This window comes from Yoonia sp. JB2-21, from assembly GCF_055693545.1.
The window spans coordinates 1,404,548-1,426,113 of record NZ_JBVFUC010000001.1; the positions used below are offsets into that span (position 1 = coordinate 1,404,548).

General features: G+C 54.7%; 36 protein-coding genes. 4 read left to right on the plus strand and 32 right to left on the minus strand.

Translation table 11 applies throughout. The features are described 5' to 3' along the window. Nucleotides 1-8: 8 nt before the first annotated feature. The 17 genes from rpsM to rpmC form a co-directional block, all read right to left on the minus strand. Nucleotides 9-377, minus strand: coding sequence for a 30S ribosomal protein S13 (rpsM, locus tag ACZ1G5_RS06940; protein ID WP_472732153.1), 369 nt, complete (start codon nt 375-377; stop codon nt 9-11). 219 nt (nt 378-596) lie between these two features. Continuing rightward, the gene (locus tag ACZ1G5_RS06945; protein ID WP_472732154.1) at nt 597-1,250 is read right to left on the minus strand and encodes an adenylate kinase; all 654 of its coding nucleotides are present in this window, start codon (nt 1,248-1,250) and stop codon (nt 597-599) included. Then, nucleotides 1,247-2,605, minus strand: a complete 1,359-nt coding sequence (secY, locus tag ACZ1G5_RS06950) for a preprotein translocase subunit SecY (RefSeq protein WP_472732155.1) — start codon at nt 2,603-2,605, stop codon at nt 1,247-1,249. Before secY ends, ACZ1G5_RS06945 begins: the two co-directional genes overlap by 4 nt. 105 nt (nt 2,606-2,710) lie before the next feature. Further along, nucleotides 2,711-3,184 carry a 50S ribosomal protein L15 gene (rplO, locus tag ACZ1G5_RS06955; protein WP_472732156.1) on the minus strand — a complete coding sequence of 158 codons (474 nt, stop codon included), beginning with the start codon at nt 3,182-3,184 and terminating at the stop codon, nt 2,711-2,713. 478 nt (nt 3,185-3,662) lie between these two features. After that, on the minus strand, nt 3,663-3,938 hold the full coding sequence (locus ACZ1G5_RS06960) for a BrnA antitoxin family protein (protein ID WP_472732157.1): 276 nt from the start codon (nt 3,936-3,938) through the stop codon (nt 3,663-3,665). Beyond that, on the minus strand, nt 3,910-4,182 hold the full coding sequence (locus tag ACZ1G5_RS06965; RefSeq protein ID WP_472732158.1) for a BrnT family toxin: 273 nt from the start codon (nt 4,180-4,182) through the stop codon (nt 3,910-3,912). The genes ACZ1G5_RS06960 and ACZ1G5_RS06965 overlap by 29 nt, the downstream gene beginning before the upstream one ends. Nucleotides 4,183-4,357: 175 nt before the next feature. Next, nucleotides 4,358-4,546, minus strand: a complete 189-nt coding sequence (gene rpmD, locus ACZ1G5_RS06970) for a 50S ribosomal protein L30 (RefSeq protein ID WP_008236512.1) — start codon at nt 4,544-4,546, stop codon at nt 4,358-4,360. Between the two features lie 13 nt (nt 4,547-4,559). Further along, nucleotides 4,560-5,138, minus strand: coding sequence for a 30S ribosomal protein S5 (gene rpsE, locus ACZ1G5_RS06975; RefSeq protein WP_472732159.1), 579 nt, complete (start codon nt 5,136-5,138; stop codon nt 4,560-4,562). Nucleotides 5,139-5,243: 105 nt separating this feature from the next. Further along, a complete protein-coding gene (gene rplR / locus ACZ1G5_RS06980) occupies nt 5,244-5,609 on the minus strand; it encodes a 50S ribosomal protein L18 (RefSeq protein ID WP_472732160.1) in 366 nt (121 codons plus the stop codon). An 11-nt stretch (nt 5,610-5,620) separates the two neighbouring features. Beyond that, on the minus strand, nt 5,621-6,154 hold the full coding sequence (gene rplF / locus ACZ1G5_RS06985; protein ID WP_472732161.1) for a 50S ribosomal protein L6: 534 nt from the start codon (nt 6,152-6,154) through the stop codon (nt 5,621-5,623). 9 nt (nt 6,155-6,163) lie between these two features. Next, nucleotides 6,164-6,556 carry a 30S ribosomal protein S8 gene (gene rpsH / locus ACZ1G5_RS06990; protein ID WP_472732162.1) on the minus strand — a complete coding sequence of 131 codons (393 nt, stop codon included), beginning with the start codon at nt 6,554-6,556 and terminating at the stop codon, nt 6,164-6,166. Nucleotides 6,557-6,568: 12 nt separating this feature from the next. Further along, complete coding sequence (gene rpsN / locus ACZ1G5_RS06995) at nt 6,569-6,874, minus strand: 30S ribosomal protein S14 (RefSeq protein ID WP_055295584.1); 306 nt, start codon at nt 6,872-6,874, stop codon at nt 6,569-6,571. 13 nt (nt 6,875-6,887) lie between these two features. After that, complete coding sequence (gene rplE / locus ACZ1G5_RS07000) at nt 6,888-7,451, minus strand: 50S ribosomal protein L5 (protein ID WP_472732163.1); 564 nt, start codon at nt 7,449-7,451, stop codon at nt 6,888-6,890. Then, nucleotides 7,451-7,756, minus strand: a complete 306-nt coding sequence (rplX, locus tag ACZ1G5_RS07005) for a 50S ribosomal protein L24 (RefSeq protein ID WP_472732164.1) — start codon at nt 7,754-7,756, stop codon at nt 7,451-7,453. The genes rplE and rplX overlap by 1 nt, the downstream gene beginning before the upstream one ends. Continuing rightward, nucleotides 7,756-8,124, minus strand: a complete 369-nt coding sequence (rplN, locus tag ACZ1G5_RS07010) for a 50S ribosomal protein L14 (protein ID WP_113775287.1) — start codon at nt 8,122-8,124, stop codon at nt 7,756-7,758. The genes rplX and rplN overlap by 1 nt, the downstream gene beginning before the upstream one ends. A gap of 82 nt (nt 8,125-8,206) precedes the next feature. Further along, nucleotides 8,207-8,437: a 30S ribosomal protein S17 gene (gene rpsQ, locus ACZ1G5_RS07015; protein ID WP_472732165.1), complete on the minus strand. Its 231-nt coding sequence runs from the start codon at nt 8,435-8,437 to the stop codon at nt 8,207-8,209. A 3-nt stretch (nt 8,438-8,440) separates the two neighbouring features. Continuing rightward, the gene (gene rpmC / locus ACZ1G5_RS07020) at nt 8,441-8,647 is read right to left on the minus strand and encodes a 50S ribosomal protein L29 (protein WP_472732166.1); all 207 of its coding nucleotides are present in this window, start codon (nt 8,645-8,647) and stop codon (nt 8,441-8,443) included. A gap of 500 nt (nt 8,648-9,147) precedes the next feature. Here rpmC and ACZ1G5_RS07025 point away from each other — a divergent pair, with 500 nt between their 5' ends. From ACZ1G5_RS07025 to ACZ1G5_RS07035, 3 genes are read left to right on the plus strand one after another with little or no spacing between them, the layout of a single operon-like run. Then, a complete protein-coding gene (locus ACZ1G5_RS07025; RefSeq protein ID WP_472732167.1) occupies nt 9,148-9,447 on the plus strand; it encodes a type II toxin-antitoxin system death-on-curing family toxin in 300 nt (99 codons plus the stop codon). Nucleotides 9,448-9,501: 54 nt separating this feature from the next. Further along, nucleotides 9,502-10,122, plus strand: coding sequence for a TIGR02466 family protein (locus ACZ1G5_RS07030; protein WP_472732168.1), 621 nt, complete (start codon nt 9,502-9,504; stop codon nt 10,120-10,122). Nucleotides 10,123-10,125: 3 nt separating this feature from the next. Beyond that, nucleotides 10,126-10,560, plus strand: coding sequence for a DUF1569 domain-containing protein (locus ACZ1G5_RS07035; protein ID WP_472732169.1), 435 nt, complete (start codon nt 10,126-10,128; stop codon nt 10,558-10,560). A 45-nt stretch (nt 10,561-10,605) separates the two neighbouring features. On the opposite strand, the gene ACZ1G5_RS07040 is transcribed toward ACZ1G5_RS07035, so the two are convergent. After that, a complete protein-coding gene (locus ACZ1G5_RS07040; protein WP_472732170.1) occupies nt 10,606-11,157 on the minus strand; it encodes a peptidoglycan-binding domain-containing protein in 552 nt (183 codons plus the stop codon). A 200-nt stretch (nt 11,158-11,357) separates the two neighbouring features. Here ACZ1G5_RS07040 and ACZ1G5_RS07045 point away from each other — a divergent pair, with 200 nt between their 5' ends. After that, nucleotides 11,358-11,810, plus strand: coding sequence for a hypothetical protein (locus ACZ1G5_RS07045; RefSeq protein ID WP_472732171.1), 453 nt, complete (start codon nt 11,358-11,360; stop codon nt 11,808-11,810). Nucleotides 11,811-11,913: 103 nt separating this feature from the next. On the opposite strand, the gene ACZ1G5_RS07050 is transcribed toward ACZ1G5_RS07045, so the two are convergent. The 14 genes from ACZ1G5_RS07050 to rpsJ all read right to left on the minus strand — a co-directional run bounded on the left by ACZ1G5_RS07050 (nt 11,914) and on the right by rpsJ (nt 21,509). Then, nucleotides 11,914-12,435: an NADAR family protein gene (locus ACZ1G5_RS07050; protein WP_472732172.1), complete on the minus strand. Its 522-nt coding sequence runs from the start codon at nt 12,433-12,435 to the stop codon at nt 11,914-11,916. A 144-nt stretch (nt 12,436-12,579) separates the two neighbouring features. Beyond that, nucleotides 12,580-12,993: a 50S ribosomal protein L16 gene (gene rplP / locus ACZ1G5_RS07055; protein WP_108813543.1), complete on the minus strand. Its 414-nt coding sequence runs from the start codon at nt 12,991-12,993 to the stop codon at nt 12,580-12,582. Nucleotides 12,994-13,008: 15 nt separating this feature from the next. Continuing rightward, complete coding sequence (rpsC, locus tag ACZ1G5_RS07060; protein ID WP_472732173.1) at nt 13,009-13,710, minus strand: 30S ribosomal protein S3; 702 nt, start codon at nt 13,708-13,710, stop codon at nt 13,009-13,011. Beyond that, entirely contained in the window at nt 13,710-14,090 is a 381-nt protein-coding gene (gene rplV / locus ACZ1G5_RS07065; RefSeq protein ID WP_008236481.1) for a 50S ribosomal protein L22, read from the minus strand. Before rplV ends, rpsC begins: the two co-directional genes overlap by 1 nt. Before the next feature lie 3 nt (nt 14,091-14,093). Then, on the minus strand, nt 14,094-14,372 hold the full coding sequence (rpsS, locus tag ACZ1G5_RS07070; protein WP_008236480.1) for a 30S ribosomal protein S19: 279 nt from the start codon (nt 14,370-14,372) through the stop codon (nt 14,094-14,096). A 2-nt stretch (nt 14,373-14,374) separates the two neighbouring features. Beyond that, nucleotides 14,375-15,217, minus strand: a complete 843-nt coding sequence (rplB, locus tag ACZ1G5_RS07075) for a 50S ribosomal protein L2 (protein WP_100367926.1) — start codon at nt 15,215-15,217, stop codon at nt 14,375-14,377. Between the two features lie 204 nt (nt 15,218-15,421). Further along, nucleotides 15,422-15,964, minus strand: a complete 543-nt coding sequence (locus tag ACZ1G5_RS07080) for a HEPN domain-containing protein (RefSeq protein WP_472732174.1) — start codon at nt 15,962-15,964, stop codon at nt 15,422-15,424. After that, nucleotides 15,957-16,916, minus strand: coding sequence for a DUF262 domain-containing protein (locus ACZ1G5_RS07085; protein WP_472732175.1), 960 nt, complete (start codon nt 16,914-16,916; stop codon nt 15,957-15,959). Before ACZ1G5_RS07085 ends, ACZ1G5_RS07080 begins: the two co-directional genes overlap by 8 nt. 316 nt (nt 16,917-17,232) lie before the next feature. Further along, entirely contained in the window at nt 17,233-18,135 is a 903-nt protein-coding gene (gene ltnD / locus ACZ1G5_RS07090) for an L-threonate dehydrogenase (protein ID WP_472732176.1), read from the minus strand. Between the two features lie 16 nt (nt 18,136-18,151). After that, complete coding sequence (locus tag ACZ1G5_RS07095) at nt 18,152-19,243, minus strand: hypothetical protein (protein WP_472732177.1); 1,092 nt, start codon at nt 19,241-19,243, stop codon at nt 18,152-18,154. 177 nt (nt 19,244-19,420) lie between these two features. Next, entirely contained in the window at nt 19,421-19,717 is a 297-nt protein-coding gene (locus ACZ1G5_RS07100) for a 50S ribosomal protein L23 (RefSeq protein WP_472732178.1), read from the minus strand. Continuing rightward, the gene (rplD, locus tag ACZ1G5_RS07105; RefSeq protein ID WP_472732179.1) at nt 19,714-20,334 is read right to left on the minus strand and encodes a 50S ribosomal protein L4; all 621 of its coding nucleotides are present in this window, start codon (nt 20,332-20,334) and stop codon (nt 19,714-19,716) included. The genes ACZ1G5_RS07100 and rplD overlap by 4 nt, the downstream gene beginning before the upstream one ends. Next, complete coding sequence (gene rplC, locus ACZ1G5_RS07110) at nt 20,334-21,185, minus strand: 50S ribosomal protein L3 (protein ID WP_472732180.1); 852 nt, start codon at nt 21,183-21,185, stop codon at nt 20,334-20,336. The genes rplD and rplC overlap by 1 nt, the downstream gene beginning before the upstream one ends. Nucleotides 21,186-21,197: 12 nt before the next feature. Continuing rightward, complete coding sequence (rpsJ, locus tag ACZ1G5_RS07115; RefSeq protein WP_008236563.1) at nt 21,198-21,509, minus strand: 30S ribosomal protein S10; 312 nt, start codon at nt 21,507-21,509, stop codon at nt 21,198-21,200. Nucleotides 21,510-21,566 lie beyond the last annotated feature (57 nt).

A 21,566-nucleotide genomic window follows, 5' to 3' on the forward strand; every position in this document is an offset into this window, starting at 1 on the left:
AGCCTCCCTTATTTCTTCTTACCGGCAATGGCCTTTGCAGGGCCCTTGCGTGTACGCGCGTTTGTGGATGTACGCTGACCACGGACAGGCAGGTTACGGCGGTGGCGCAGGCCACGGTAGCAACCAAGGTCCATCAAACGCTTGATGTTCATCTGTGTGTCACGACGCAGGTCACCTTCAACAGTCAGGTTGGCGTCGATATATTCACGGATCGACAGCACTTCTGCGTCAGAGAGCTGGTTAACACGGCGCGCGCGGTCAATCTTGACCGCTTCGCAGATTTCTTCGGCTTTGGCAGAACCAATACCGGTAATGTAGGTGAGGGCGATTGGAACCCGCTTTGCAGTCGGGATGTTTACGCCGGCAATACGTGCCACGTGTGCAATTCCTTTTCGTTGCGGGTCCGTCATTCCAGACCCTTTTTTCACAACGGAAGCCCGGACCTGTAAGGGCGCCGGGCTGCGTCATATCGAGGTGTTCTGTGATGTCAGGGCGCGACCCTTAGCCACAAATTGATTCCCCTTAGGGATGGCGCTGTTTAGGGGGCATTTTGGATAGGGTCAAGACACCATTCAAGCGGACGCCCAAGGGCCCGGCTACGCGCTTTGGCGCAACGCCGATGCGATACTTGTGGCGACATCATCCATGCTGGCCAAACCATCAACGGATTTCAGATCACCCTTGGCATAGTAGTACCCAACCAATGGGCTGGTCTGCTTGTAGTAGGCCATCAGCCGTACACGCAGGCTTTCTTCATTATCGTCGGGACGACGGCGGAAATCAGAGGCACCGCAGTTGGTGCATTTCTTGTCAGCCGGGATTGGCTTGGTGTTGTCGTTGTAAACCTCACCACAGGCCCCACAGGTTGATCGTGCGGTGATCCGATCGACAAGTGCGTCATCATCCACCTGCATCTCGATCACGCAATCAAGGTTCTCGCCCATCTCAACCAGCAGATTGCCCAAAGCATCGGCCTGCGCCAATGTCCGTGGGAAACCATCAAAGATATAGCCGCCTGCACTTTGGTCGGCTTCCAATTGTTCGCGAATAATCCCGATAACAACCTCATCAGGCACAAGATCGCCGCGATCCATAATCTCGCCGGCTTTCTTGCCCATCTCGGTTCCCTTCTGCCGGGCGTCACGCAACATATCACCGGTGCTGAGTTGCACCATGTTACGTTCGTCCACAAGCTTGCGTGCCTGTGTCCCCTTACCCGCCCCCGGCGGTCCCAGCAGAATGATATTCATCGACGCGATGGCCCTTTACGTTTTGAACTACGCTTGCCACGCAACTGAGACTTCTCAATCAGGCCTTCGTATTGATGTGCGACCAGATGAGACTGGATTTGTTGGATGGTGTCCATACCAACCGACACAATAATCAGGATCGACGTACCGCCAAAGTAGAACGGAATGGCCAGCTCGGCCCGGATAATCTCTGGCAACAAAGCAACAAGCGCCAGATAACCCGAACCCAGCACCAGAATACGTGTCACCACATAATCAAGATACTCCTCAGTCTTTTTACCGGGGCGAATGCCCGGCACAAAGCCGTTCTGATTCTTCAGGTTCTCCGCCACATCCTCGGTTTTGAAGGCCACTTCGCGGGTGTAGAAATAGGTGAAGAAGATAATCATGCCGCCAAAGAACAACAGATACAGCGGTTGACCGGGACCAAACAGCGCGAGGATCGTTGACATCAGCGGGCCGGAAGCACCGCCATTAAATGTGCTGATCGTGGTCGGCAGCAATAGCAAAGCAGAGGCAAAGATCGCAGGGATAACACCAGCCGGGTTCACCTTGATCGGCAGGTGGCTGGTCGAGCCGTCGTAGACCTTCATCCCGCGCTGTTGGCGCGGATACTGAATGTGGATCTTGCGTAGGGAGCGTTCCATGAAGACCACAAAGGTCAACACAACGGCCAGCATGATAATGATACCAATGACCACCAGCGGGCTAATCGCACCAGAGCGACCCTGTGACAGGAACTGTGCAAGGGCTGCCGGGATTTCAGCGATGATACCAACAAAAATGATCAACGAAATACCATTGCCGATACCGCGTGCGGTGATCTGTTCACCCAGCCACATCAGGAACATACAGCCACCGACGATGGTAATGACCGTGGAGGCCTGGAAAAACAGGCCCGGGTCAGCGGCCAAACCGCCAGCCTCAAGACTAAGCGCCAGACCATAGGCCTGCGCCGTCGCCAGAACGACCGTGAAGTAGCGGGTGTATTGGTTCAGCTTGCGCCGCCCCTGCTCGCCCTCTTTTTTCAACTGCTTGAGCGGTTCCCACATGGAGCCCAGAAGCTGCATCACGATGGATGCAGAGATGTAAGGCATGATCCCAAGGGTAAAGATCGCCATCCGGCTGAGCGCACCACCCGTGAACATCGACAGGATGCCACCGATACCAGATTGGGCATCTTCCATGAATTGTTGCAGGGCGATGCCATCAATGCCGGGGACAGGGATAAAGGTCCCAAGGCGGTAGATGATCAACAAACCAAGCGTAAACATGATGCGTTGACGCAGTTCAGTTGCTTTGCCGAAGGCGCTCCAACTGACGTTGGCTGCCATTTGCTCTGCTGCAGAAGCCATATGGGTCTCTTTTTATAAGAAACGCCGCAAAACCGTTCCCCGGTTCGCGGCGTTTGGGAAAACATGAAGAGTTATGTAAGCGACCGAAGGGTCGCTCACAAGGTCTTACTCAGCCGCTGCCGGTGTTGTGACGGTCAGTGAGCCGCCAGCTTTCTCGACCGCTTCAACAGCGCCTTTGGAGGCACCGGTGACAGCAATCTTGGCTTTAGCTTTGAAATCACCTTTCGCAAGAACGCGGATACCGTCCTTTTTGCGACGGACCAAACCGGAGGCGACGAGCGCGTCTTCGGTGATATCAGCTTTGACGTCGATCTTGCCTTCGTCGATGAATTTCTGGATCAGGCCAAGGTTGATCACGGCGAAAGTCTTGCGGTTCGGCTTGTTAAAGCCACGCTTTGGCAGACGCTGGTAGAGTGGCATCTGGCCGCCCTCATAGCCTTTGATGGCTACGCCGGAACGTGACTTTTGACCTTTGATACCACGGCCACCGGTCTTACCTTTGCCGGAACCTGCACCACGGCCAACGCGCGTTTTGCGGGTGGTTGCACCGGGATTGTCGGATAATTCATTCAGTTTCATGTCGCTTCTCCTTTTGCCGGAATTGGCCCCCAGCGACGGGAGCGGCCAAACACGGCGTTTGCGGTTGTGAGTCGGAGGCGATTGCCTGCCGACTGGTGGCGTATAGACGGATGGCGGTGGTGGATCAAGTGGGTGATGCAACGGACGGCGGGGCAATATCCCGGTTTGACGGAATTGGTGGTTAACGCTCAAGAAAAACAGGGATGAGAAGCGTACAGATGACGTACGCGATGCGTACAGAACCTGTACGTACAGGTGTACAGGTTTTGCTGGGTTAACGGCGCGTGCGGTGGGATGGGTTAATGCGGCGTTAGTGATTGGCGGAACGGAAGGGCAGCGGCCGACCTGGAGGCCTTGGAAGGTTCGCTTGATGCACAGCATCGCCAAAGTCGCAAATGTCAGGTCATAGTGAGACGTCGCAAAAGCGGCCTCTTGGGGGAGGTCGGCTGCTGCCCGGGCAAGCCGGGCGGTGCAGTGATTAGGAAGCGCGCTTTTTTTGCGCCTCTACATAAGCCTTTAAAACAGCGTGCATGCGAGTCAAATGACCCCCACCCTGCTGTTTGAAAAATTCGAGAACATCAGGATCGACCCGCAGGCTGATCGCTTTCTTTGCCTTGGGCATAACGAGTTGAGCATCGTCCCAGAACTCATCGGGCAAATCTTCGCCCTTCTTCCGTTCAGCAGGTACAGAAATCTTGCCCGCGTCCTTCATGGCGCGGAGTTCATCAAGAGATGCTCTCTTTGTATTTGGCATAATCTTTGCGGCCTCCTTGCCAAGCTGAGATTAGTCTGGTCACTTCGCCTCGATCTGTATGGACAACGATATAGGGATCGTCGCCCACTAACCCGAGAGAGATGAAACGCAACTCACCATAGTCTTGCCGGGTATCGGGCTGCTTTAGGATCGGTCCATCAAAGATCAGGGCCGCAAAAAGTAGATCGACACCATGTTTTTCGATATTCTTTGCACGCTTATCTTCATCCCATTCAAACTGCACTGCACGTCTCCATGATAAGCAGAATTTTCTTAATCATGACTCCGCAAGTGCAGCTGGAAGTACATAATGTATATACAATATCAACTAGCAAGTCAAACAAAAAACGCCCCGCAGATCCCTGCGAGGCGCTCTCATTCCAAACCGTAAGGTGGATCGTGATCCACCTTACCCCGACTTAACCTTTTTCTTCGATGATCTCGACCATGTGGCTGATCGAGTTCACCATGCCGCGGACGGACGGTGTATCTTCCAGCTCTTTGGTGCGGTTCATCTTGTTCAGGCCCAGACCGATCAGCGTGGCACGCTGTTTGGCGGGGCGGCGGATCGGGGAACCGATCTGCTTGACGACGATTGTTTTAGCCATCTGTCAAATCTCCTTACGCGTCAGCTTCAGCAGGTGCTTCGGCCGCAGGGGCCTCGTCACGCTTGGGCAGAATATCGGCAACCTTCTTGCCACGACGCTGGGCGACGTTGCGGGGTGATTGCTCTTTGCCAAGACCGTTCATGGTGGCGCGGATCATGTTGTAAGGGTTCTGCGAACCGATGGACTTGGACACAACGTCCTGCACACCCAGCATTTCAAACACGGCACGCATTGGACCACCGGCGATGATACCGGTACCAACGGGGGCTGTGCGCATGACCACTTTACCGGCGCCGTGACGGCCCTCGATATCGTGGTGCAATGTGCGACCATCGCGCAGTGCAACGCGGATCATCTGGCGCTTGGCTTGCTCAGTGGCTTTGCGGATCGCTTCAGGAACTTCCTTGGCCTTACCCTTACCAAAGCCGACACGGCCTTTTTGGTCGCCAACAACAACAAGTGCGGCGAAGCCAAAGCGCTTACCGCCTTTGACTGTCTTGGAAACACGGTTGATTGCGACCAGACGGTCGGCAAACTCCGGTGCTTGCTCTTCACGGTTACGGCCGCGGCCGCGGTTTTCACGTTCTGCCATTGATGGCGTCCTTTATATCATTGGGCATCTGCCCGATTGTCCAATCACGGTGGCACAGGCCCCGGATCATCGAAGCCGGAGCTTACGCCCCGGCCTACGCTTGTCTTAGATCTTCAAACCACCTTCACGGGCCGCATCGGCCAAAGCTTTGATCTTGCCGTGAAACAGGAAACCACCACGGTCGAAGTAAGCAACCTCGACACCGGCTTTCTTGGCGCGCTCTGCAATTGCAGAACCCACTTTCGAAGCGGCTTCGATGTTGTTCTTGCCGACCACGCCCAGATCTTTTTCGAGCGAAGACGCAGAGGCGATTGTCACGCCGTTCACGTCGTCGATCAGCTGGGCGCTGATGTTCTTGTTTGAGCGGTGCACCGACAGACGGGCACGGCCTTGGTTGGCTGTGACGCCACGAAGCTTGTTCCGAACGCGCATGCGGCGCTTCAGAAACAGTTGTCTCTTGCTGTTTGCCATTTTTGCGTTCCTTACTTCTTCTTGCCTTCTTTGCGGAAGATATATTCGCCTTTGTACTTGATCCCTTTGCCCTTGTAGGGCTCGGGCTTACGCCAAGCACGAATATTCGCCGCAACCTGACCAACCTGCTGCTCGTCGATACCTTCGACGATGACATCAGTTGGCTTCGGCGCTGTGACTGTCACACCTTCAGGCACTTCAAAGTTGACGTCATGGGAATAGCCCAGCGACAGCTTCAATGTGTTGCCCTGCATCTGTGCACGGTAACCAACGCCCGACAGTTCAAGTTCTTTCTTGAAACCCTCGGAAACGCCGGTGGCCAAGTTTGCGACCATTGTGCGGCTCATGCCCCACTGCTGGCGTGCGCGCTTGGATTTGCCGCGTGGTTCAACGGTGACAACATTGCCATCAACGCTGATGGTCACATCGTCAGTCGCTTTGAAGCTCCGGGTCCCCTTAGGGCCTTTCACTTCAACGGTTTGACCTGACACAGAGGCAGTAACGCCAGAGGGCAGCTCAACCGGTTTTTTACCAATACGAGACATGATATCCCCTTAGAATACAGTGCAGAGCACTTCGCCGCCAATATTGGCGCTGCGTGCTTTTGCATCCGACATCACACCCTGCGAGGTGGAGACAATCGACACACCCAAGCCCTGACGGACAGATGGGAGGTCATTGGCGCTCAGGTAAACGCGACGGCCAGGCTTGGAAACCCGCTTCACTTCGCGAATGACTGGGTCACCCTCGTAATACTTCAGCTCGATGTTGAAAGCAGGATGGCCATCTTTGCCGTCCTTCTTTTCATAACCGCGGATGTAGCCTTCGTCGGAAAGCACATCCAGCACCCAACCACGCAGTTTGGACGCAGGTGTTTCCACCGCTGCCTTGCCGCGCATCTGGCCGTTGCGGATACGTGTGAGCATATCACCGATAGGATCGTTCATAATATGTGCTCCTTACCAGCTTGACTTGACCATACCGGGGATTTCGCCATTGGAACCAAGGTCCCGCAGCGCGATCCGGCTGATCTTGAGTTTGCGGTAATAGGCGTGTGGACGCCCGGTGAGCTGGCAACGGTTATGCAAACGGGTCGCAGAGGAGTTGCGTGGCAGTTTAGCCAGTTCAAGTGTTGCCTTGAACCGCTCTTCTACCGCGATCTCTTTGTTGTTGATAATCGCCTTCAAGGCCGCACGCTTTTCGGCATACTGCTTGACCAGCTTTTCACGCTTCACTTCGCGTGCGATCATGGATTTCTTAGCCATATCTAATTTCCCCTCAGCTGTTGAACGGCATGTTGAAAGCTTTCAACAGTGCCTTTGCTTCAGCGTCAGTGTTCGCTGTTGTGCAGATCACGATGTCCATGCCCCAGTTCTCATCTATCTTGTCGAAGTTGATTTCTGGGAAGATCAGGTGCTCTTTGATGCCGGTGGCATAGTTGCCGCGGCCGTCGAAGGATTTGCCGGATACGCCGCGGAAGTCGCGGATACGTGGCATAGCAACAGTGATCAGGCGATCAAGGAATTCAAACATACGGTCGCCGCGCAAAGTCACCTTTGCACCAAGCGGCATGTCTTCACGAACACGGAAACCAGCGATGGATTTCTTGGCGCGTGTCGTCATGGCCTTTTGACCAGCGATCGTTGTCAGATCTTCCTGCGCGGTTTTTGCTTTCTTGCTGTCACGGACAGCTTCTGCACCGCAGCCGATGTTCAGGACGATTTTGTCCAGCTTCGGGATCTGCATCTCGTTTTTGTAACCGAACTCTTCTTTCATCGCACCACGGATGGTGGATGCATAAAGGTCCTTGAGACGGGGGCTATAGTTTGCAGCATCAAGCATCAGATCACATCCCCTGTTGTCTTGGCGAAACGCACCTTGTTGTCGCCATCCATACGGAAGCCAACGCGGGTTGCTTTGCCATTCTTGTCAACGATTGCCAGGTTGGACAGTTGGATCGGCATCGCCTTTGGCGTGCGGCCACCCTGTGTTGCCTGAGATTGCTTTGTGTGACGGATCGCAATGTTCAGACCGTCCACGATCGCCTTGCCGGATTTCGGGTCAATGCTGGAAATCGCACCAGTCTTGCCTTTATCCTTGCCAGTCAGAACGACGACATTGTCACCCTTGCGGAGTTTCGCAGCCATTACAGCACCTCCGGAGCAAGTGAGATAATTTTCATAAAGTTCTTTGCGCGCAACTCGCGAACAACTGGGCCAAAGATACGTGTACCCATTGGTTCGTTGTTGTTATTGAGGATGACAGCAGCGTTGCTGTCAAAGCGGATGGCGGTGCCATCTTCGCGGCGAACTTCTTTGGCGGTGCGTACGACGACGGCCTTGCGGACGTCACCTTTCTTTACGCGACCACGTGGAATGGCTTCCTTCACCGAAACAACAATGATGTCTCCAACACTGGCGTAACGACGGTGAGAACCACCCAGAACCTTGATGCACTGAACACGGCGCGCGCCGCTGTTGTCAGCAACATCCAGATTAGTCTGCATCTGGATCATTTGGTTTCCTTTTCCGACCTATGAGCAAATCCCGATTTCTGTCCGGGGGCCCAGGGTTTCGATTGAACCGGGTGTTACTGCCTTAAGAGGCAATAACCTCCCAGCGTTTGGTTTTCGATTTCGGCGCACATTCCTGAATGCGGACTTGGTCGCCTACGTTGAAAGCGTTGTTCTCGTCGTGAGCACGATATTTCTTCGACTTACGAATGGTTTTCTGAAGCAGCGGGTGCTTGTAGCGACGCTCAACCGATACAGTGACGGTCTGAGCATTTTGGTTGCTTGTGACAACCCCGGCTAGGATACGCTTAGGCATAGATTAAGCCTCCTTGGCAGCAGCTGCTGCTTTTTCGTTCAGAATAGTTTTGACCTTGGCAGCGTTGCGGCGGGCCGCACGGATGCCTGCTGTGTTTTCAAGCTGACCAGTGGCCTGCTGAAAGCGCAGATTGAAGGATTCTTTTTTCAGGTTCACCAGCTCATCACGGAGCTGATCGGGCGTTTTATCCCGCAGTTCATTGGCGTTCATGCCATATTCCTTTGTCAACATCACCGGCAGGCCGCACGCAGCGTGACCCGATTCCCGGTGGAGTGGGGGTAGAAGGGGGCCGTATAGGGGGGTTGGGGCTGTGTGGCAAGGGGGTTAATCCAGCGCACTTCGTGTTTTCACGACCTAAACGCGTACACTCCTTTAACACTGTGCACAGTCCACCATATATACTACAAGTCACGGGACAAAGATTTCAGGAAATACAATGTCAACCGCAGTCAAAACAACTTCTGTGAAGGGTGGAAAAATCACACGTGACGCCAAAACAGGGCGTTTCGTAGAGGTACATACCAATACGGGTAAACATGTTGCTCGTAGGACCACGGTTACGACCGTGAAGGAGGCTTCCTCAAAGCGCAGTGCTGCGCTGAAGCGTTTGGCGGATAGGTAGGCGGCGGCACTACCGAATTACGCTGGCAGACGCCTTCACCGCGCATGATGAAGCTTTGACGTACGGTGGTCGAGAAGGTGTGACGAGTTTGCATCTAATTGAGTCTGCTTTGGCACGTGCATACTCAGGATACCATCGTCCGATCCATCGCAAAGCGGCAGCAATTTTGCATAGTGTAGTGGGCAATCACGGCTTTACGGATGGAAACAAGCGCACAGCATGGCTTCTGGTGGAAATTCTGATTGAGCGTAGTGGGTTTCACCTCTCTATCGCCGATGACGCACCTATTGATGATCTCGTTGTCTCCGTCGCAGACAATCAAATGACATTTGAAGAACTTTGCGCATGGTTCAAAGCACGGATTAGCACATCCAACACCGCGACCTGAGCCACGTCACAACTTACACTCGCCCCGCCCATCAGCATCCGTTAAAACCACGCCATGACCCAAATCAAATCGCTCTTCGCGACCCGCCTCTATCACGCCAAGCTCTCGGCCCATGGCACCCTCATCGACCCGTCCGAGCTTGAGAACTCCTGCCTTGTTATCGCCGACGACGATGAAGCGGGCCAAGACTGGTGCGAGGAGAACGGCTTTCCGGGCTACACCTCTTATGCATCACTCAGCGACCTGCCCTGGCGCTTCCCGATCTTCGCCGATCTGGTCAAGGTCCTCGACGCCCATGTTGCGGCTTTCGCCGAGGACCTCCAATTCGACCTTGGCGACAAGACACTGCAACTCGAAGATATCTGGATCAACATCCTGCCCGAAGGCGGTATCCACACCGGCCACATCCACCCACATTCCGTAATCAGCGGCACGACCTATGTGGCCATGCCCGACGGGGCGAGTGCGATCAAATTCGAAGACCCGCGGCTGGCGATGATGATGGCCGCGCCCACACGGACGCGCGACGCACGGGACGAGTTGCGCACGTTCTTCTACGCCAAACCGCAGGTCGGTGACGTGCTGCTGTGGGAAAGCTGGCTGCGGCACGAGGTGCCGATGAATATGGCCGAGGATGACCGGATTTCAGTGAGTTTCAATTACAGTTGGGGGTAGAGCATGACTGACATCGACCGCGCCTTTGCGCGACTGGAAGGGCTGGATCTGTCCGCCATCGGAAGCACGGGCGACTGGGGGCTCGGGCGCATGTTCAGCCACCTTGCGCAAGGCGTTGAATTTTCGATGCATGGCTATCCGGTGCAAAAGCCCAAGCTGTTCCAAGCCACAGTCGGCACCCTGGCGTTCAAAGTTTTTGCGGCGAAGGGAAAGATGTCTCACGGGCTCAACGAACCGATCCCCGGCGAAGTCGTCAGCGAGATCAGCGCTGCAGACGGGTTGGGGCTTTTATGGACATCGCTCGAAACATTCCGGGACTTTGACGGGGTATTGCAGCCGCATTTTGCCTATGGCGGACTGAACAAAGAACAGTTCGGCAAAGCACACCTGTTGCACATCGAAAACCATCTGCAAGAGGTAGGGCCCCGCGCCAGCTGACGCATCAGAGGCGCAGCTGACACAGGTGCACTGGTCGTGGCGGGCCTAGCTAAACCAGCCTTTGACACGACCCCAGGCAGATTTAGGTGGCTCCGCCTCGGCCGCTTGGGCCGTCTGAACCACCTCAACACCTTTGATGTCTGGCAGTGGCTCGGCCTCAAAATGTTCTTCGTCCGGTTGGACAGCGGCCTGCTGAACGACCGTATCCGTGATGATTGCGGCAAAGGTGTTTAGCTTGGCCAAAGTCGCAGGGCCGGCCATGCCATCCTCAACCAGCCCGAAAGAGGCCTGAAACTGCTTCACTTTCGCCTCTGTGCCGCTACCAAAGATGCCGTCGGCATCAATACCGAGGCCTTCTTGCATTTTCTTCACCTGCGCCCCGCGTGACCCTTTGCGCAGTAAAATCAGTTCTGGCAGGCCGATGGCAGCAAAGGTGTCGGGCCCGGCGATGCCGTCAGCAGCCAACCCATTTGCGGCCTGCCATTCCTTAAGCGCCCGCTCGGTGCCGGGGCCAAAATCGCCGTCATCGGTGATGCCCAGTTTCTTTTGCAACCGCTTGACCGGCGCGCCCTTAAGGCCGCGTTTGAGGATAGACATAATCAGGTTCCCTTTCGTTTCTTTCGTCCTTGGCGCAAAGGTTAATCCTTCTTGGGCCTTGGTGCGAGGGGGAAACATGGGATCGCTAAAGCGCGGCCGCCGGTTTGCCCTGTCTAGGGGGAAAAACCGGCATGACGTCACCTTGGCGTACCAACCTTAGGTCCGCTAATGTCGTTTCTCCCCAGAAAAAAGGAGATGCTATGTGGCGCAAAGCCCTGTTAAATCTATTTGTCGGAACGTTTATTTTCATCATCGGCGCCATTTTTGCCGTACCTGCGAAACACTTTTTAACCAAATCCGAACCCGTCTCATTGATCGTCCTGCAAGTTGACGAAAAACGCGACAGCGACGGCGACCGCATGTACCGGCCCGTGTTCGGACTTGTGACAGATGCGCGCCCGAGACCAGAATATTCAGGCTCGATCTGGGTATCACCAAAGCCGCACCAACCCGGTGATATTGTCGACGGCGGCTATATCGCCGAGACGGGCGAAATGCGCAGCACCAAAATGACCAAGCGCACATTCTGGATCGGGCGGATCGTGCAAGCCTTCGGGCTTTTGCTATTGGGGCAAGGTGTGTTGATGTTCTTTGGGTTTCCCGAGATCATACCGGTGCGGGTCGGTAGGCGGCAGCGCTATCGACGGTGGTGACTGATACACACGATACCGGGCGGTGCCCGGTGAGGCCGGGCGGGACTAATATTAACTGAGCATCAAATTGGCATGAAAAGAGAAAACGCGGTGACGAACGCTATCATTTCTTTTCTGGCGCGATTGACGCAACCTCATCTGGGAACTCTTGGGCCAACTGTACTCTGACCTGCGTTACAATTTGCCCCAAAAGGTTCTTTCCCGGCCACCGATCAGACGGCGTTTCAATGGCCGTTGTTTCATCTAATCCAATGCCCCAAATCACATCAAGCGGACTGGCCTCAACAAGCACCTTGTCTCCAGTCTGGAAGAGCTTACGGCGCAACCCCTTGTTCTGCGCAAATTTGGCGTAATTGATAGACCTAACGATGCTTTCCCTATTCTCGCACCACACCCGCTCATTGAAACCGCGCACCTGCCGACCGAGCGCTTTTTGCTTCCCCGGATCCGTAGCAGTCAGTATCGCATCCGCAATCTCTGCATCATCAAAAAGCAACGCCTTCTTATACATCATCGCCTGCTCCGCAGTCGAAAAGCGCACTCCATCCAGCTCGAATTCAGCGTGTTGCCACTGACTAAAGGGGCCGTTCCAATAGAAATGATATGTGGCAGAATTATCGGTCATACGGTTCTATAGCACCAACCCTCAAAACGAAAAGCCCCCACCGATCTCTCGGCAGGGGCTTTTTATCTCTCGCGTGTGCGGCCCGCGAGTTTGCTGCGCAAATTCGCTACACCGCACCCCGTCAAATCCTGCGGATTTGACGGTTTACCAATCTTCGCGAACAATCGTCCGTGTCTTGATTGGCAGCTTCATCGCAGCAAGGCGCAGGGCCTCGCGTGCGATTGTCTCGTTCACGCCGTCGATTTCAAACATGACGCGGCCAGGTTTGACCTTGCATGCCCAAAAATCGATGGAACCTTTACCCTTACCCATACGAACTTCGACGGGTTTGGACGTCACTGGAGTGTCCGGGAAAATCCGGATCCAGACACGGCCCTGACGCTTCATGTGACGCGTCATGGCACGACGTGCAGCTTCGATTTGACGGGCTGTGATCCGCTCGGGCTCAATGGCTTTGAGGCCATATGTCCCAAAGTTCAGGTCAGAACCGCCTTTGGCTTCACCCCGGATACGGCCTTTGTGCAGTTTCCGGTGCTTTGTACGCTTTGGCTGTAGCATTTAAATCAGCTCCCCTTAGCGACGTGGGCCGCGAGGGACAGCGCCCTCTTGCAGCTCAGCATGTTTGCGGTCGTGCGCTGATGGATCGTGCTCCATGATCTCACCTTTGTAGATGAAGACCTTGATGCCGATGATCCCATAAGGCGTCATCGCCTCATACAGTGCATAGTCGATGTCAGCGCGCAATGTGTGCAGCGGCACGCGACCTTCACGGTACCATTCTGTGCGGGCAATTTCTGCACCACCCAGACGGCCGGCAAGGTTCACACGGATACCAAGGGCACCCATGCGCATCGCGTTCTGAACCGAACGCTTCATCGCACGGCGGAACGACACACGACGCTCAAGCTGCTGACCAATGCTTTCGGCAACCAAGGCTGCGTCGAGTTCTGGCTTGCGGACTTCAACGATGTTCAGGTGCAGTTCAGATGCGGTCAGTGCAGCAAGCTTCTGACGCAGACCTTCGATGTCTGCACCTTTCTTGCCGATGATCACACCAGGACGTGCTGCGTGGATCGTCACGCGGCACTTTTTGTGCGGACGTTCGATGATCACGCGGCTGATGCCGGACTGTGCGCATTCTTTCTTGATGAAAGCCTTGATCTTTAGGTCTTCCAACAAAAGGTCGCCATAGTCTTTGGTGTCAGCGTACCAGCGGCTATCCCAGGTGCGGTTGACCTGAAGACGCATACCGATCGGGTTTACTTTGTTACCCATTATGATTGCTCCTCAACTTGACGCACCTTGATGGTGATCTCTGCAAACGGCTTGATGATCTTACCAAAACGGCCACGGGCCCGAGGGCGTCCGCGCTTCATGGTCAGGTTCTTACCGACATAAGCCTCTGCGACGACCAGTTCATCGACGTCAAGGTTGTGGTTGTTTTCGGCGTTGGCGATGGCCGACTGAAGACATTTCTTCACGTCGTCCGAAATCCGCTTCTTCGAGAAAGTCAGGTCAGTCAGAGCCTGCTCAACTTTCTTGCCGCGGATCAGGCCAGCAACGAGGTTCAGCTTCTGCGGAGACGTGCGAAGCATGCGCAGTTTTGCCATTGCTTCGTTATCGGCCACGCGGCGGGGATTTTTATCCTTGCTCATGGCTTATTTCCGTTTCGCTTTTTTGTCAGCGGCGTGACCGTAGTAGGTCCGTGTTGGCGAATATTCACCAAACTTCTGACCGATCATGTCTTCGCTGACGTTAACAGGGATATGCTTCTTGCCGTTGTAGACACCAAAGGTGAGACCAACGAACTGAGGCAGGATAGTAGAACGACGCGACCAGATCTTGATCACTTCGTTGCGGCCGCTTTCGCGGGATGCTTCTGCTTTTTTCAAAACATAGGCGTCCACAAAGGGGCCTTTCCAGACGGAACGAGCCATAATTAACGACCCTTCTTCTTGGCATGACGCGAACGCACGATAAGGCGCTGCGATGCTTTGTTTTTGTTACGGGTGCGCTTGCCCTTGGTGTCTTTACCCCAGGGTGTGACAGGCGTCCGACCACCAGATGTGCGACCTTCACCACCACCGTGCGGGTGGTCGATCGGGTTCATGGCAACACCTCGGACACTTGGGCGGATGCCCTTGTGACGGGTCCGGCCCGCTTTACCAAAGTTCTGGTTTGAGTTGTCAGGGTTGGACACAGCACCAACAGTGGCCATGCATTCCTGACGGATCAGGCGCAATTCGCCAGAAGACAGACGGACCTGCGCATAGCCACCATCACGACCCACAAACTGGGCGTAGGTACCGGCTGCACGGGCGATCTGGCCGCCTTTGCCTGGCTTCATTTCGATGTTGTGAACAATCGTACCGATTGGCATGCCGCTGAAGGGCATGGCGTTGCCGGGCTTAATGTCAGCCTTGGCCGATGCGATCACCTTGTCACCAACAGCAAGACGCTGGGGGGCAAGGATGTAATTCTGTGTACCGTCTTCGTACTGGATCAGCGCGATAAATGCGGTGCGGTTCGGGTCATATTCGATCCGTGCGACAACAGCGGACATGTCCAGCTTGTTACGCTTGAAATCGACGATGCGGTAAAGACGCTTTGCGCCCCCACCAATACGACGCATAGTGATCCGTCCGGTGTTGTTCCGGCCGCCCGATTTGGTCAAACCCTGAGTAAGGGATTTGACAGGACGTCCTTTCCAAAGCTCCGAACGGTCGATCAGCACCAGCCCACGCTGGCCCGGCGTCGTCGGTTTGTACGACTTGAGTGCCATGTTAGCTTCTTCCGTTTGCTTGGCGGGCCCGCAGTGCGAACCCTGATGTTATAGGCCCCCGTAGGTGCCCGGTTGGATGTGTCGGGGAGAACCCCGACCTACGTAGGCCGGGGTTTTCCCCGGCATTCCGCAATACCACAAAGACCCCGGAACGAATCCGAGGCCAAGCGATTGCGGGGATGTAGCAGGGAGGGGTGAGGGTGTCTACCCTTGTTCGAAGGCCAAAACAAAAGTTCGAACAACGTACTGCGCGACCCGGTGCGACTCGTAAACATCTTGGAAAGTGGCGCTTGTAGATCGTTCGTGCGCGTAGTCATTGCGCCACTTGAAAAGATTACCGTAACTTCTGGTAAGGTCTTTTCGAAAGCGTCTCTCAACCAAATCTCTTCGTTCTTGATATAGCTTATGAAACACCGTTCGATCTTTGTCAGGCGCTCGTGGATCACGCCAGCCTTCCAAACCAAACTTCAATGAATATGCTTTTAGGTTATCCAAGGAAATCCTTGCGTTCATTTTCGCAAAGTCTCCTTCGACATGAAACTGATACTTCGGGTGAAATCTACCAGCGTAGTCGATCAATGTTTCTCGAATAATACCTTCGTAGGTAGCGACAATGGTGACTGAAAACATTCCTGCAAGTTCGCTCCTTATCTGACGGTCTGTTGCAGTATCCTGATCTAGTCTATGGTCGATGCTTCTCGCCAAATCTCTGATATGTTTAAAATTCGCTTCAACAAGATCAAGCATTGGTCGTCAAAAGCTCTTCTGCGATTTCTCTACGCGTAGTGACTTGTTCCAGACTAGTAGTGTTTGACGTAAACGCGTCTACAAACCTGTCGTCTGTTACCAATTGATTATAGGTGGCAGGAGAAAACGCTCCCTCTGCCGTCAGCTCCAACAGGACCCCCATGACAGCCTCTAAGGTCGCAGCGTTCAACAGTCCTCGGGGACGGAACGGTCGCTCCAACGCACTATTCGCTAAGGCCGCAGCCTTCTTAAACGCAGGACCAAATTTCTTTGCTCGGGCACTATCAAACGACCTGTTCTCCGCCATCTCGCGCGATAAAAAGTCCTTCATTGGTGGTGAGTAGTTCTGAATGTTCTCAAACAACGCAAAGAGCCTCAGAACCAACTCAATGTCGCGTTGCTTTGGATCAGGGTCAGGCTTTCCATAAATTGCCCGCCAATTCTCGTCCGTATTGAGCTCTTCCAAGTTCTGCAAGATGGGACCACGGTAGACTGCATTTCGAATTTCCTGAGCATTCAAAGGCTGTCCACCAGTATTCAGGCGCTCAAAAATGTGGTAAACGCTCTCTGGCTGTTCTTCTTTGGGAGTTAATTGCTTGACCGTTACGCCACGGAGGCTCGTGTTTTTCAGTTTTCGCCTGGTACGGTCATCTAGATTTTCAAATGCTAAACCCTCAAGGTCCTTACGTTGCTCCAAACCGGAAAGCCTGAAGACTTTTCGATTTCCCGATGCGTTGGCAGGACCAAAATAACCTTCAAAGAAATAAGCTATTGAAGTTATTCGTTGCTGCCCATCGATGACTTCCAGTTGTCCGTCAGTATTCTCATAAAAGAACACTTGCGGGACCGGCAGACCAATCGCAAAAGATTCGATTAACTTCGAGGCCCGCTTTACATCCCAAACATACTTCCGTTGGTAATCAGGCACTACAATATCGTCACTCCAGAACATTGACGCTAACTGGTCGAGGCTCCAATCGGTCGCTGTAACAACTATATTGAATTCGACGGTTGAGGTCTCTGTGACTGAGTTCTATCGCATCATCAGTGACTAAATCATCCTGTTCGAGTGCAGCCATATCTTTGTCCTTTGTTGCGCCAATGAGCGAGCATCGGTAGGCGGCGATGCCGTCTCTTGTCACACTCGCTTAAATTGTATCGCTGAACAACAACAAAGGCAGATACTTGAGCAAAAGCCCTTCCGCGTGCGGCAACCTTTGCATCGCCGGGGAGAACCCCGGCCTACGTAGGTCGGGGTTCTCCCCGACCTACCCCTCCCCCGGCAACCTCACCCCTACCTGCCCCGCATAGACCTTCGCCACCGCTGCATCATCCTCGCCGCCCAGCCCTTGCGCTGCCGCCTCCATGAACTGCCCCAAGGCCGCTTGCGTCACCGGGGCGTCGAACCCCGCCTCACTCGCGATCTCCAGCACGATCCCAAGGTCTTTGGGCCAGATGTTGACCGCACTATGCGGCGTGTAATCCCCCGCCACGATATGCGGTGCGCGGTTTTCCAGCATCCAGCTGGTGCCAGCGCATTCGGGGATGACTTCGACAAATTTTTCAGGGCTGACGCCTTGGGTCATGCCAAAGGTCACAGCCTCGGCCATTGCCGCGATATGCACGCCGGCCAGCAACTGATTGACCGCTTTCATGGCCGAGCCCGCCCCCGCCGCATCGCCCAGGGTAAAGACCTTTTCAGACATCGCATCCAGCACAGGCCCCGCGGCAGCAAACGCCGCAGGCGTGCCAGAGGCCATGATCGACAAACGCCCCTGTGCCGCCTTCGCCGCACCACCCGAAATCGGCGCATCCAGATAGTGCACGCCATGCGCCTCACACCGCGCGGCCATATCCCGCGCAAAGGCGGGCGGCACGGTCGCACAGGCCAGCACAACGCTGCCCGCTTTCATGTTTGGGACAACGCCCTCTTCCCCGAACAGGACGGCTTCGGTCTGCGCTGCATTCAGGACCACCACGATGACGGCATCAACGTGGCGTGCGGCCGCTGTCAGGGCACCCGGCGCGCCACCCTCTGCCAAAAACCGCGCCATCTGGGTGGGGTTCACATCAAAACCGTGGGTCTGGTGACCGGCGGCAAGAAGGGATTTGGCCATGCCGTATCCCATTGACCCCAAACCGATGATGGCCACTTCCAATGGCGTGCTCATGTTGTCGCCCCCTCTTTTACAGGCCCCATATGCGATCAAATGACGTCTTGGGCAGGCATTTTTTGTCGAAGACAGTGTCTGTCTCATCACCGCGCCACACCACAAGTCCGCGCGTGGTGTCCGAGACATCCGCAGAATCTGCACCCAAAATGATCTCATAAGCATAATACACCTGATAGGTGAAATCGCCGTTCTGAAAATCAATATACCCGAAGCGGGACGTCCCTGCCCCATTGTCGGCCAGCACGGTTACGTCGCTGGCATCCCGCTGCATTTCCAGTTCGGCCTCCTGCCCGATGCGTGCGTACCGATAGGTATAGATGCCGTTCTGATGGGTGACCGTGACGTCATGGGTGCCACCTTCAAGCTGGCAATAGAAAACCGTGTGCGCGGGTGCCCTTGGCACGGTTTGGGATAAGGTATCGTGATCAAAGGACCGCGCCTGAATGGCCTGCCAGCCATCATCCTGATAATAGTTACAGTAGGTCGCAATCATATCGGGATAGCGCGCGCGAAAGGTGGCAAGGTCCGCCCCATCATGGCTTTGGTCTATTTGGCATTGTGGGATTGTGTCACTCAGTTCCGGCGGTCTGACCTGCATATAGAAACGCAAACTAAGCTGTTCGTCGTTGATCCGGTAAAACCCCAAGCCACGTTCGCAACAGCTTGACCGGCTGTCGGCCACGACAAATCCGCTCTTGTCCAAGTAGAAGCCAGAGCCATTCACCTGCCCCATCGTGACAAAGGTGTCCTGCTCCGGATCAAAGCGATAGATATCGTAGTTGCCGTTGACCATGCCAATCGGCGTAAAGAAAACAAGATCAGCCCAGCCATCTTGATCGACATCCATCAAATAGGGGCGTCTTTGACTGCGGGCCTGAAAGCTTCCATCCGCGTCACGCCCGATATCGACGACATAGTCATCGGCTGACGGTGCCCATATGAGCCGATGCAGCGTCTGGTGGGTGATCCAGTTCAAGCTGCAAGGCCTGTCAAACTGACCGGAAGAGGCCGGATCATCGCAACGGGCCAGACCCTCATCCGCATGTGCGATGGTTGCGAACACGAGCATAATGATCGCTGCCACAGTACCTGTCATCAAACGCATCATTGCCCTCATCTATGTTGCCTGTGACCTGCTTATACTGATTGCCCCGGCGCGCAAAATACATTGCTGTTGCGGATGCCGCACCGACGAGTGTCAATGCCAGCTTGCTCAAACAGCGCGCAACAAAAAAGCCCCCGGTTTGCACCGAGGGCTTTCTTAAGTTGATGCGACGTCTGATCAGAGACCAGTGGATACGTCAATTGTGTTGCCTTCTTCCAGCGTCACATAGGCTTTCTTCACGTCTTTGCGTGTACCCAGCTGCCCGCGGAAGCGCTTCACTTTACCTTTGGTGATGGATGTGTTGACCGCTTTGACCTTCACACCAAAGAGGCTTTCAACAGCTTCCTTGATCATCGGCTTATTGGCGTCGATTGCCACTTCGAAAACAACGGCATTGGCTTCAGACGCCATGGTTGCTTTCTCGGTGATGATCGGCTTGCGGATCACATCGTAATGTTCTGCTTTGGCGTTCATGACAAACGAGCCTCCAGAGCTTCGACACCTGCTTTGGTCAACACAAGTGTGTCGCTGCGCAGGATGTCGTAAACGTTGGCACCCTGAGATGGGAGAACGTTAATGGTTGTGATGTTGGCGGCGGCCTTTTTGAAGTCAGCGTTGACTTCGGAACCGTCGATGATCAGCGCGCGCTTCCAGCCCAATGCGCCGACCTGTTTGGCCAAGGCAGAGGTCTTGGCGTCTTTGACATTGATGTCATCGACAATCACCAGCTCACCTGCCGCAACTTTTGCAGACAAAGCGTGCTTGAGACCAAGCTTGCGGAACTTCTTGGGCAGATCGTGCGCGTGGCTACGGGGTGTTGGACCCTTGTAGATACCACCGGAACGGAAGATCGGTGCACCGCGCGAGCCGTGACGTGCGCCACCTGTGCCCTTTTGGCGATAGATCTTCTTGGTGGAATAGCTCACTTCGGAACGACCCAGCACATCGTGTGTACCTGCCATTGCCTTGTTACGCTGCCAGCGGACGACGCGGTGCAAGATGTCCTTGCGCGGCTCAAGACCGAAGATTTCGTCGTTCAGTTCGACGGAACCAGCTTTCTTGCCGTCCAGTTTGATTGCATCAGCCTTCATTATTTATCACCTTCTTCTGGCGCGGCATCATCTGCCGAGGCTTCAGTTGTGGCGTCTGCTTCAGCAGCTTCCAGTGCGGCCTGTTCTGCTTCGGCTGCGGCCTTTGCGGCGGCTTCCTCTTCAGCGGCGGCAGCGGCGGCAGCTTCTTCAGCAAGACGCTCTGCTTCTTCCGCCATGGATTTCAGACCAGCAGGGTAGATCACGTTCTCAGGTGTCGGCTTTTTCACCGCATCCTTGATTGTGACCCAGCCACCCTTGGAGCCTGGAACAGCGCCTTTGACCATGATGACACCACGGTCAGCATCTGTCTTGACGACTTGCAGGTTCTGGGTTGTGACTTTCGCCGCACCCATGTGACCGGCCATCTTCTTACCTTTGAAGACTTTGCCCGGATCCTGACACTGACCAGTGGAACCGTGCGAACGGTGTGAGATCGAAACACCGTGTGTCGCGCGCAGACCACCAAAGTTGTGGCGCTTCATCGCACCGGCAAAACCTTTACCGATGGATGTACCACAGACGTCAACATACTGACCCTCAAAATAGTGGTTCGCTGTCAGCGTCTCACCTACATTGATCATGTTCTCTGGGGCAACGCGGAACTCAGCGACCTTGCGCTTGGGCTCAACCTTGGCAGCAGCAAAGTGACCGCGCATCGCTTTGGATGTGCGCTTTGCTTTGGCATTGCCTGCACCCAGCTGAACAGCTGTGTAGCCGTTCGTCTCGGGCGTGCGCTGTGCAACAACCTGCAGGTTTTCGAGGGAAAGAACGGTGACAGGGATCTGCTTGCCGTCTTCCATGAACAGCCGGGTCATGCCGACCTTCTTTGCGATAAGTCCTGTACGGAGCATATGATCTACCCCTTATACAGAAATCTGAACGTCAACACCGGCAGCCAGGTCGAGCTTCATCAGCGCGTCTACTGTTTGTGGTGTTGGGTCGATGATGTCGAGAAGGCGCTTGTGTGTGCGGATCTCGAACTGATCGCGGGATTTCTTGTCAACGTGGGGGCCACGCAGAACGGTGAACTTTTCGATCTTGTTTGGAAGTGGGATCGGTCCACGCACTGAAGCGCCTGTGCGCTTTGCTGTGCTGACGATTTCCTGTGTGCTTGCATCAAGCACCCGGAAATCAAACGCCTTAAGGCGAATACGGATGTTTTGGCTCGCTGCCATGTCATCACCCTTAAATAACCGCGTTTCGACCTTCAGAAAATATCATCCATCGCAAAT

Coding starts and splice junctions, on each gene's coding strand:
- rpsJ (WP_008236563.1), bottom strand. CDS start 21,509: ATGGCAGCGAGCCAAAACATCCGTATTCGCCTTAAGGCGTTTGATTTC.
- secY (WP_472732155.1), bottom strand. CDS start 2,605: ATGGCTTCTGCAGCAGAGCAAATGGCAGCCAACGTCAGTTGGAGCGCC.
- rplE (WP_472732163.1), bottom strand. CDS start 7,451: ATGCTTGATGCTGCAAACTATAGCCCCCGTCTCAAGGACCTTTATGCA.
- rpmC (WP_472732166.1), bottom strand. CDS start 8,647: ATGAACGCCAATGAACTGCGGGATAAAACGCCCGATCAGCTCCGTGAT.
- ACZ1G5_RS07085 (WP_472732175.1), bottom strand. CDS start 16,916: ATGTTCTGGAGTGACGATATTGTAGTGCCTGATTACCAACGGAAGTAT.
- rplD (WP_472732179.1), bottom strand. CDS start 20,334: ATGAAGGCTGATGCAATCAAACTGGACGGCAAGAAAGCTGGTTCCGTC.
- rplN (WP_113775287.1), bottom strand. CDS start 8,124: ATGATCCAGATGCAGACTAATCTGGATGTTGCTGACAACAGCGGCGCG.
- ACZ1G5_RS07040 (WP_472732170.1), bottom strand. CDS start 11,157: ATGTCTATCCTCAAACGCGGCCTTAAGGGCGCGCCGGTCAAGCGGTTG.
- ACZ1G5_RS07100 (WP_472732178.1), bottom strand. CDS start 19,717: ATGAACGCCAAAGCAGAACATTACGATGTGATCCGCAAGCCGATCATC.
- ACZ1G5_RS07095 (WP_472732177.1), bottom strand. CDS start 19,243: ATGCGTTTGATGACAGGTACTGTGGCAGCGATCATTATGCTCGTGTTC.
- rplO (WP_472732156.1), bottom strand. CDS start 3,184: ATGAAACTGAATGAATTATCCGACAATCCCGGTGCAACCACCCGCAAA.
- rpsN (WP_055295584.1), bottom strand. CDS start 6,874: ATGGCTAAGAAATCCATGATCGCACGCGAAGTGAAGCGTGAAAAGCTG.
- rplX (WP_472732164.1), bottom strand. CDS start 7,756: ATGGCTGCGAAACTCCGCAAGGGTGACAATGTCGTCGTTCTGACTGGC.
- ltnD (WP_472732176.1), bottom strand. CDS start 18,135: ATGAGCACGCCATTGGAAGTGGCCATCATCGGTTTGGGGTCAATGGGA.
- rplF (WP_472732161.1), bottom strand. CDS start 6,154: ATGTCTCGTATTGGTAAAAAACCGGTTGAGCTGCCCTCTGGCGTTACT.
- rplP (WP_108813543.1), bottom strand. CDS start 12,993: ATGCTACAGCCAAAGCGTACAAAGCACCGGAAACTGCACAAAGGCCGT.
- rplV (WP_008236481.1), bottom strand. CDS start 14,090: ATGAGCAAGGATAAAAATCCCCGCCGCGTGGCCGATAACGAAGCAATG.
- ACZ1G5_RS06960 (WP_472732157.1), bottom strand. CDS start 3,938: ATGCCAAATACAAAGAGAGCATCTCTTGATGAACTCCGCGCCATGAAG.
- rplC (WP_472732180.1), bottom strand. CDS start 21,185: ATGCTCCGTACAGGACTTATCGCAAAGAAGGTCGGCATGACCCGGCTG.
- ACZ1G5_RS07030 (WP_472732168.1), top strand. CDS start 9,502: ATGACCCAAATCAAATCGCTCTTCGCGACCCGCCTCTATCACGCCAAG.
- rpsE (WP_472732159.1), bottom strand. CDS start 5,138: ATGGCAGAACGTGAAAACCGCGGCCGCGGCCGTAACCGTGAAGAGCAA.
- rpsH (WP_472732162.1), bottom strand. CDS start 6,556: ATGAACGATCCTATCGGTGATATGCTCACACGTATCCGCAACGGCCAG.
- ACZ1G5_RS07045 (WP_472732171.1), top strand. CDS start 11,358: ATGTGGCGCAAAGCCCTGTTAAATCTATTTGTCGGAACGTTTATTTTC.
- ACZ1G5_RS07035 (WP_472732169.1), top strand. CDS start 10,126: ATGACTGACATCGACCGCGCCTTTGCGCGACTGGAAGGGCTGGATCTG.
- rplB (WP_100367926.1), bottom strand. CDS start 15,217: ATGGCACTCAAGTCGTACAAACCGACGACGCCGGGCCAGCGTGGGCTG.
- ACZ1G5_RS07080 (WP_472732174.1), bottom strand. CDS start 15,964: ATGCTTGATCTTGTTGAAGCGAATTTTAAACATATCAGAGATTTGGCG.
- rplR (WP_472732160.1), bottom strand. CDS start 5,609: ATGGCAAACAGCAAGAGACAACTGTTTCTGAAGCGCCGCATGCGCGTT.
- rpmD (WP_008236512.1), bottom strand. CDS start 4,546: ATGGCTAAAACAATCGTCGTCAAGCAGATCGGTTCCCCGATCCGCCGC.
- rpsC (WP_472732173.1), bottom strand. CDS start 13,710: ATGGGTAACAAAGTAAACCCGATCGGTATGCGTCTTCAGGTCAACCGC.
- rpsS (WP_008236480.1), bottom strand. CDS start 14,372: ATGGCTCGTTCCGTCTGGAAAGGCCCCTTTGTGGACGCCTATGTTTTG.
- ACZ1G5_RS06945 (WP_472732154.1), bottom strand. CDS start 1,250: ATGAATATCATTCTGCTGGGACCGCCGGGGGCGGGTAAGGGGACACAG.
- rpsQ (WP_472732165.1), bottom strand. CDS start 8,437: ATGCCTAAGCGTATCCTAGCCGGGGTTGTCACAAGCAACCAAAATGCT.
- ACZ1G5_RS07050 (WP_472732172.1), bottom strand. CDS start 12,435: ATGACCGATAATTCTGCCACATATCATTTCTATTGGAACGGCCCCTTT.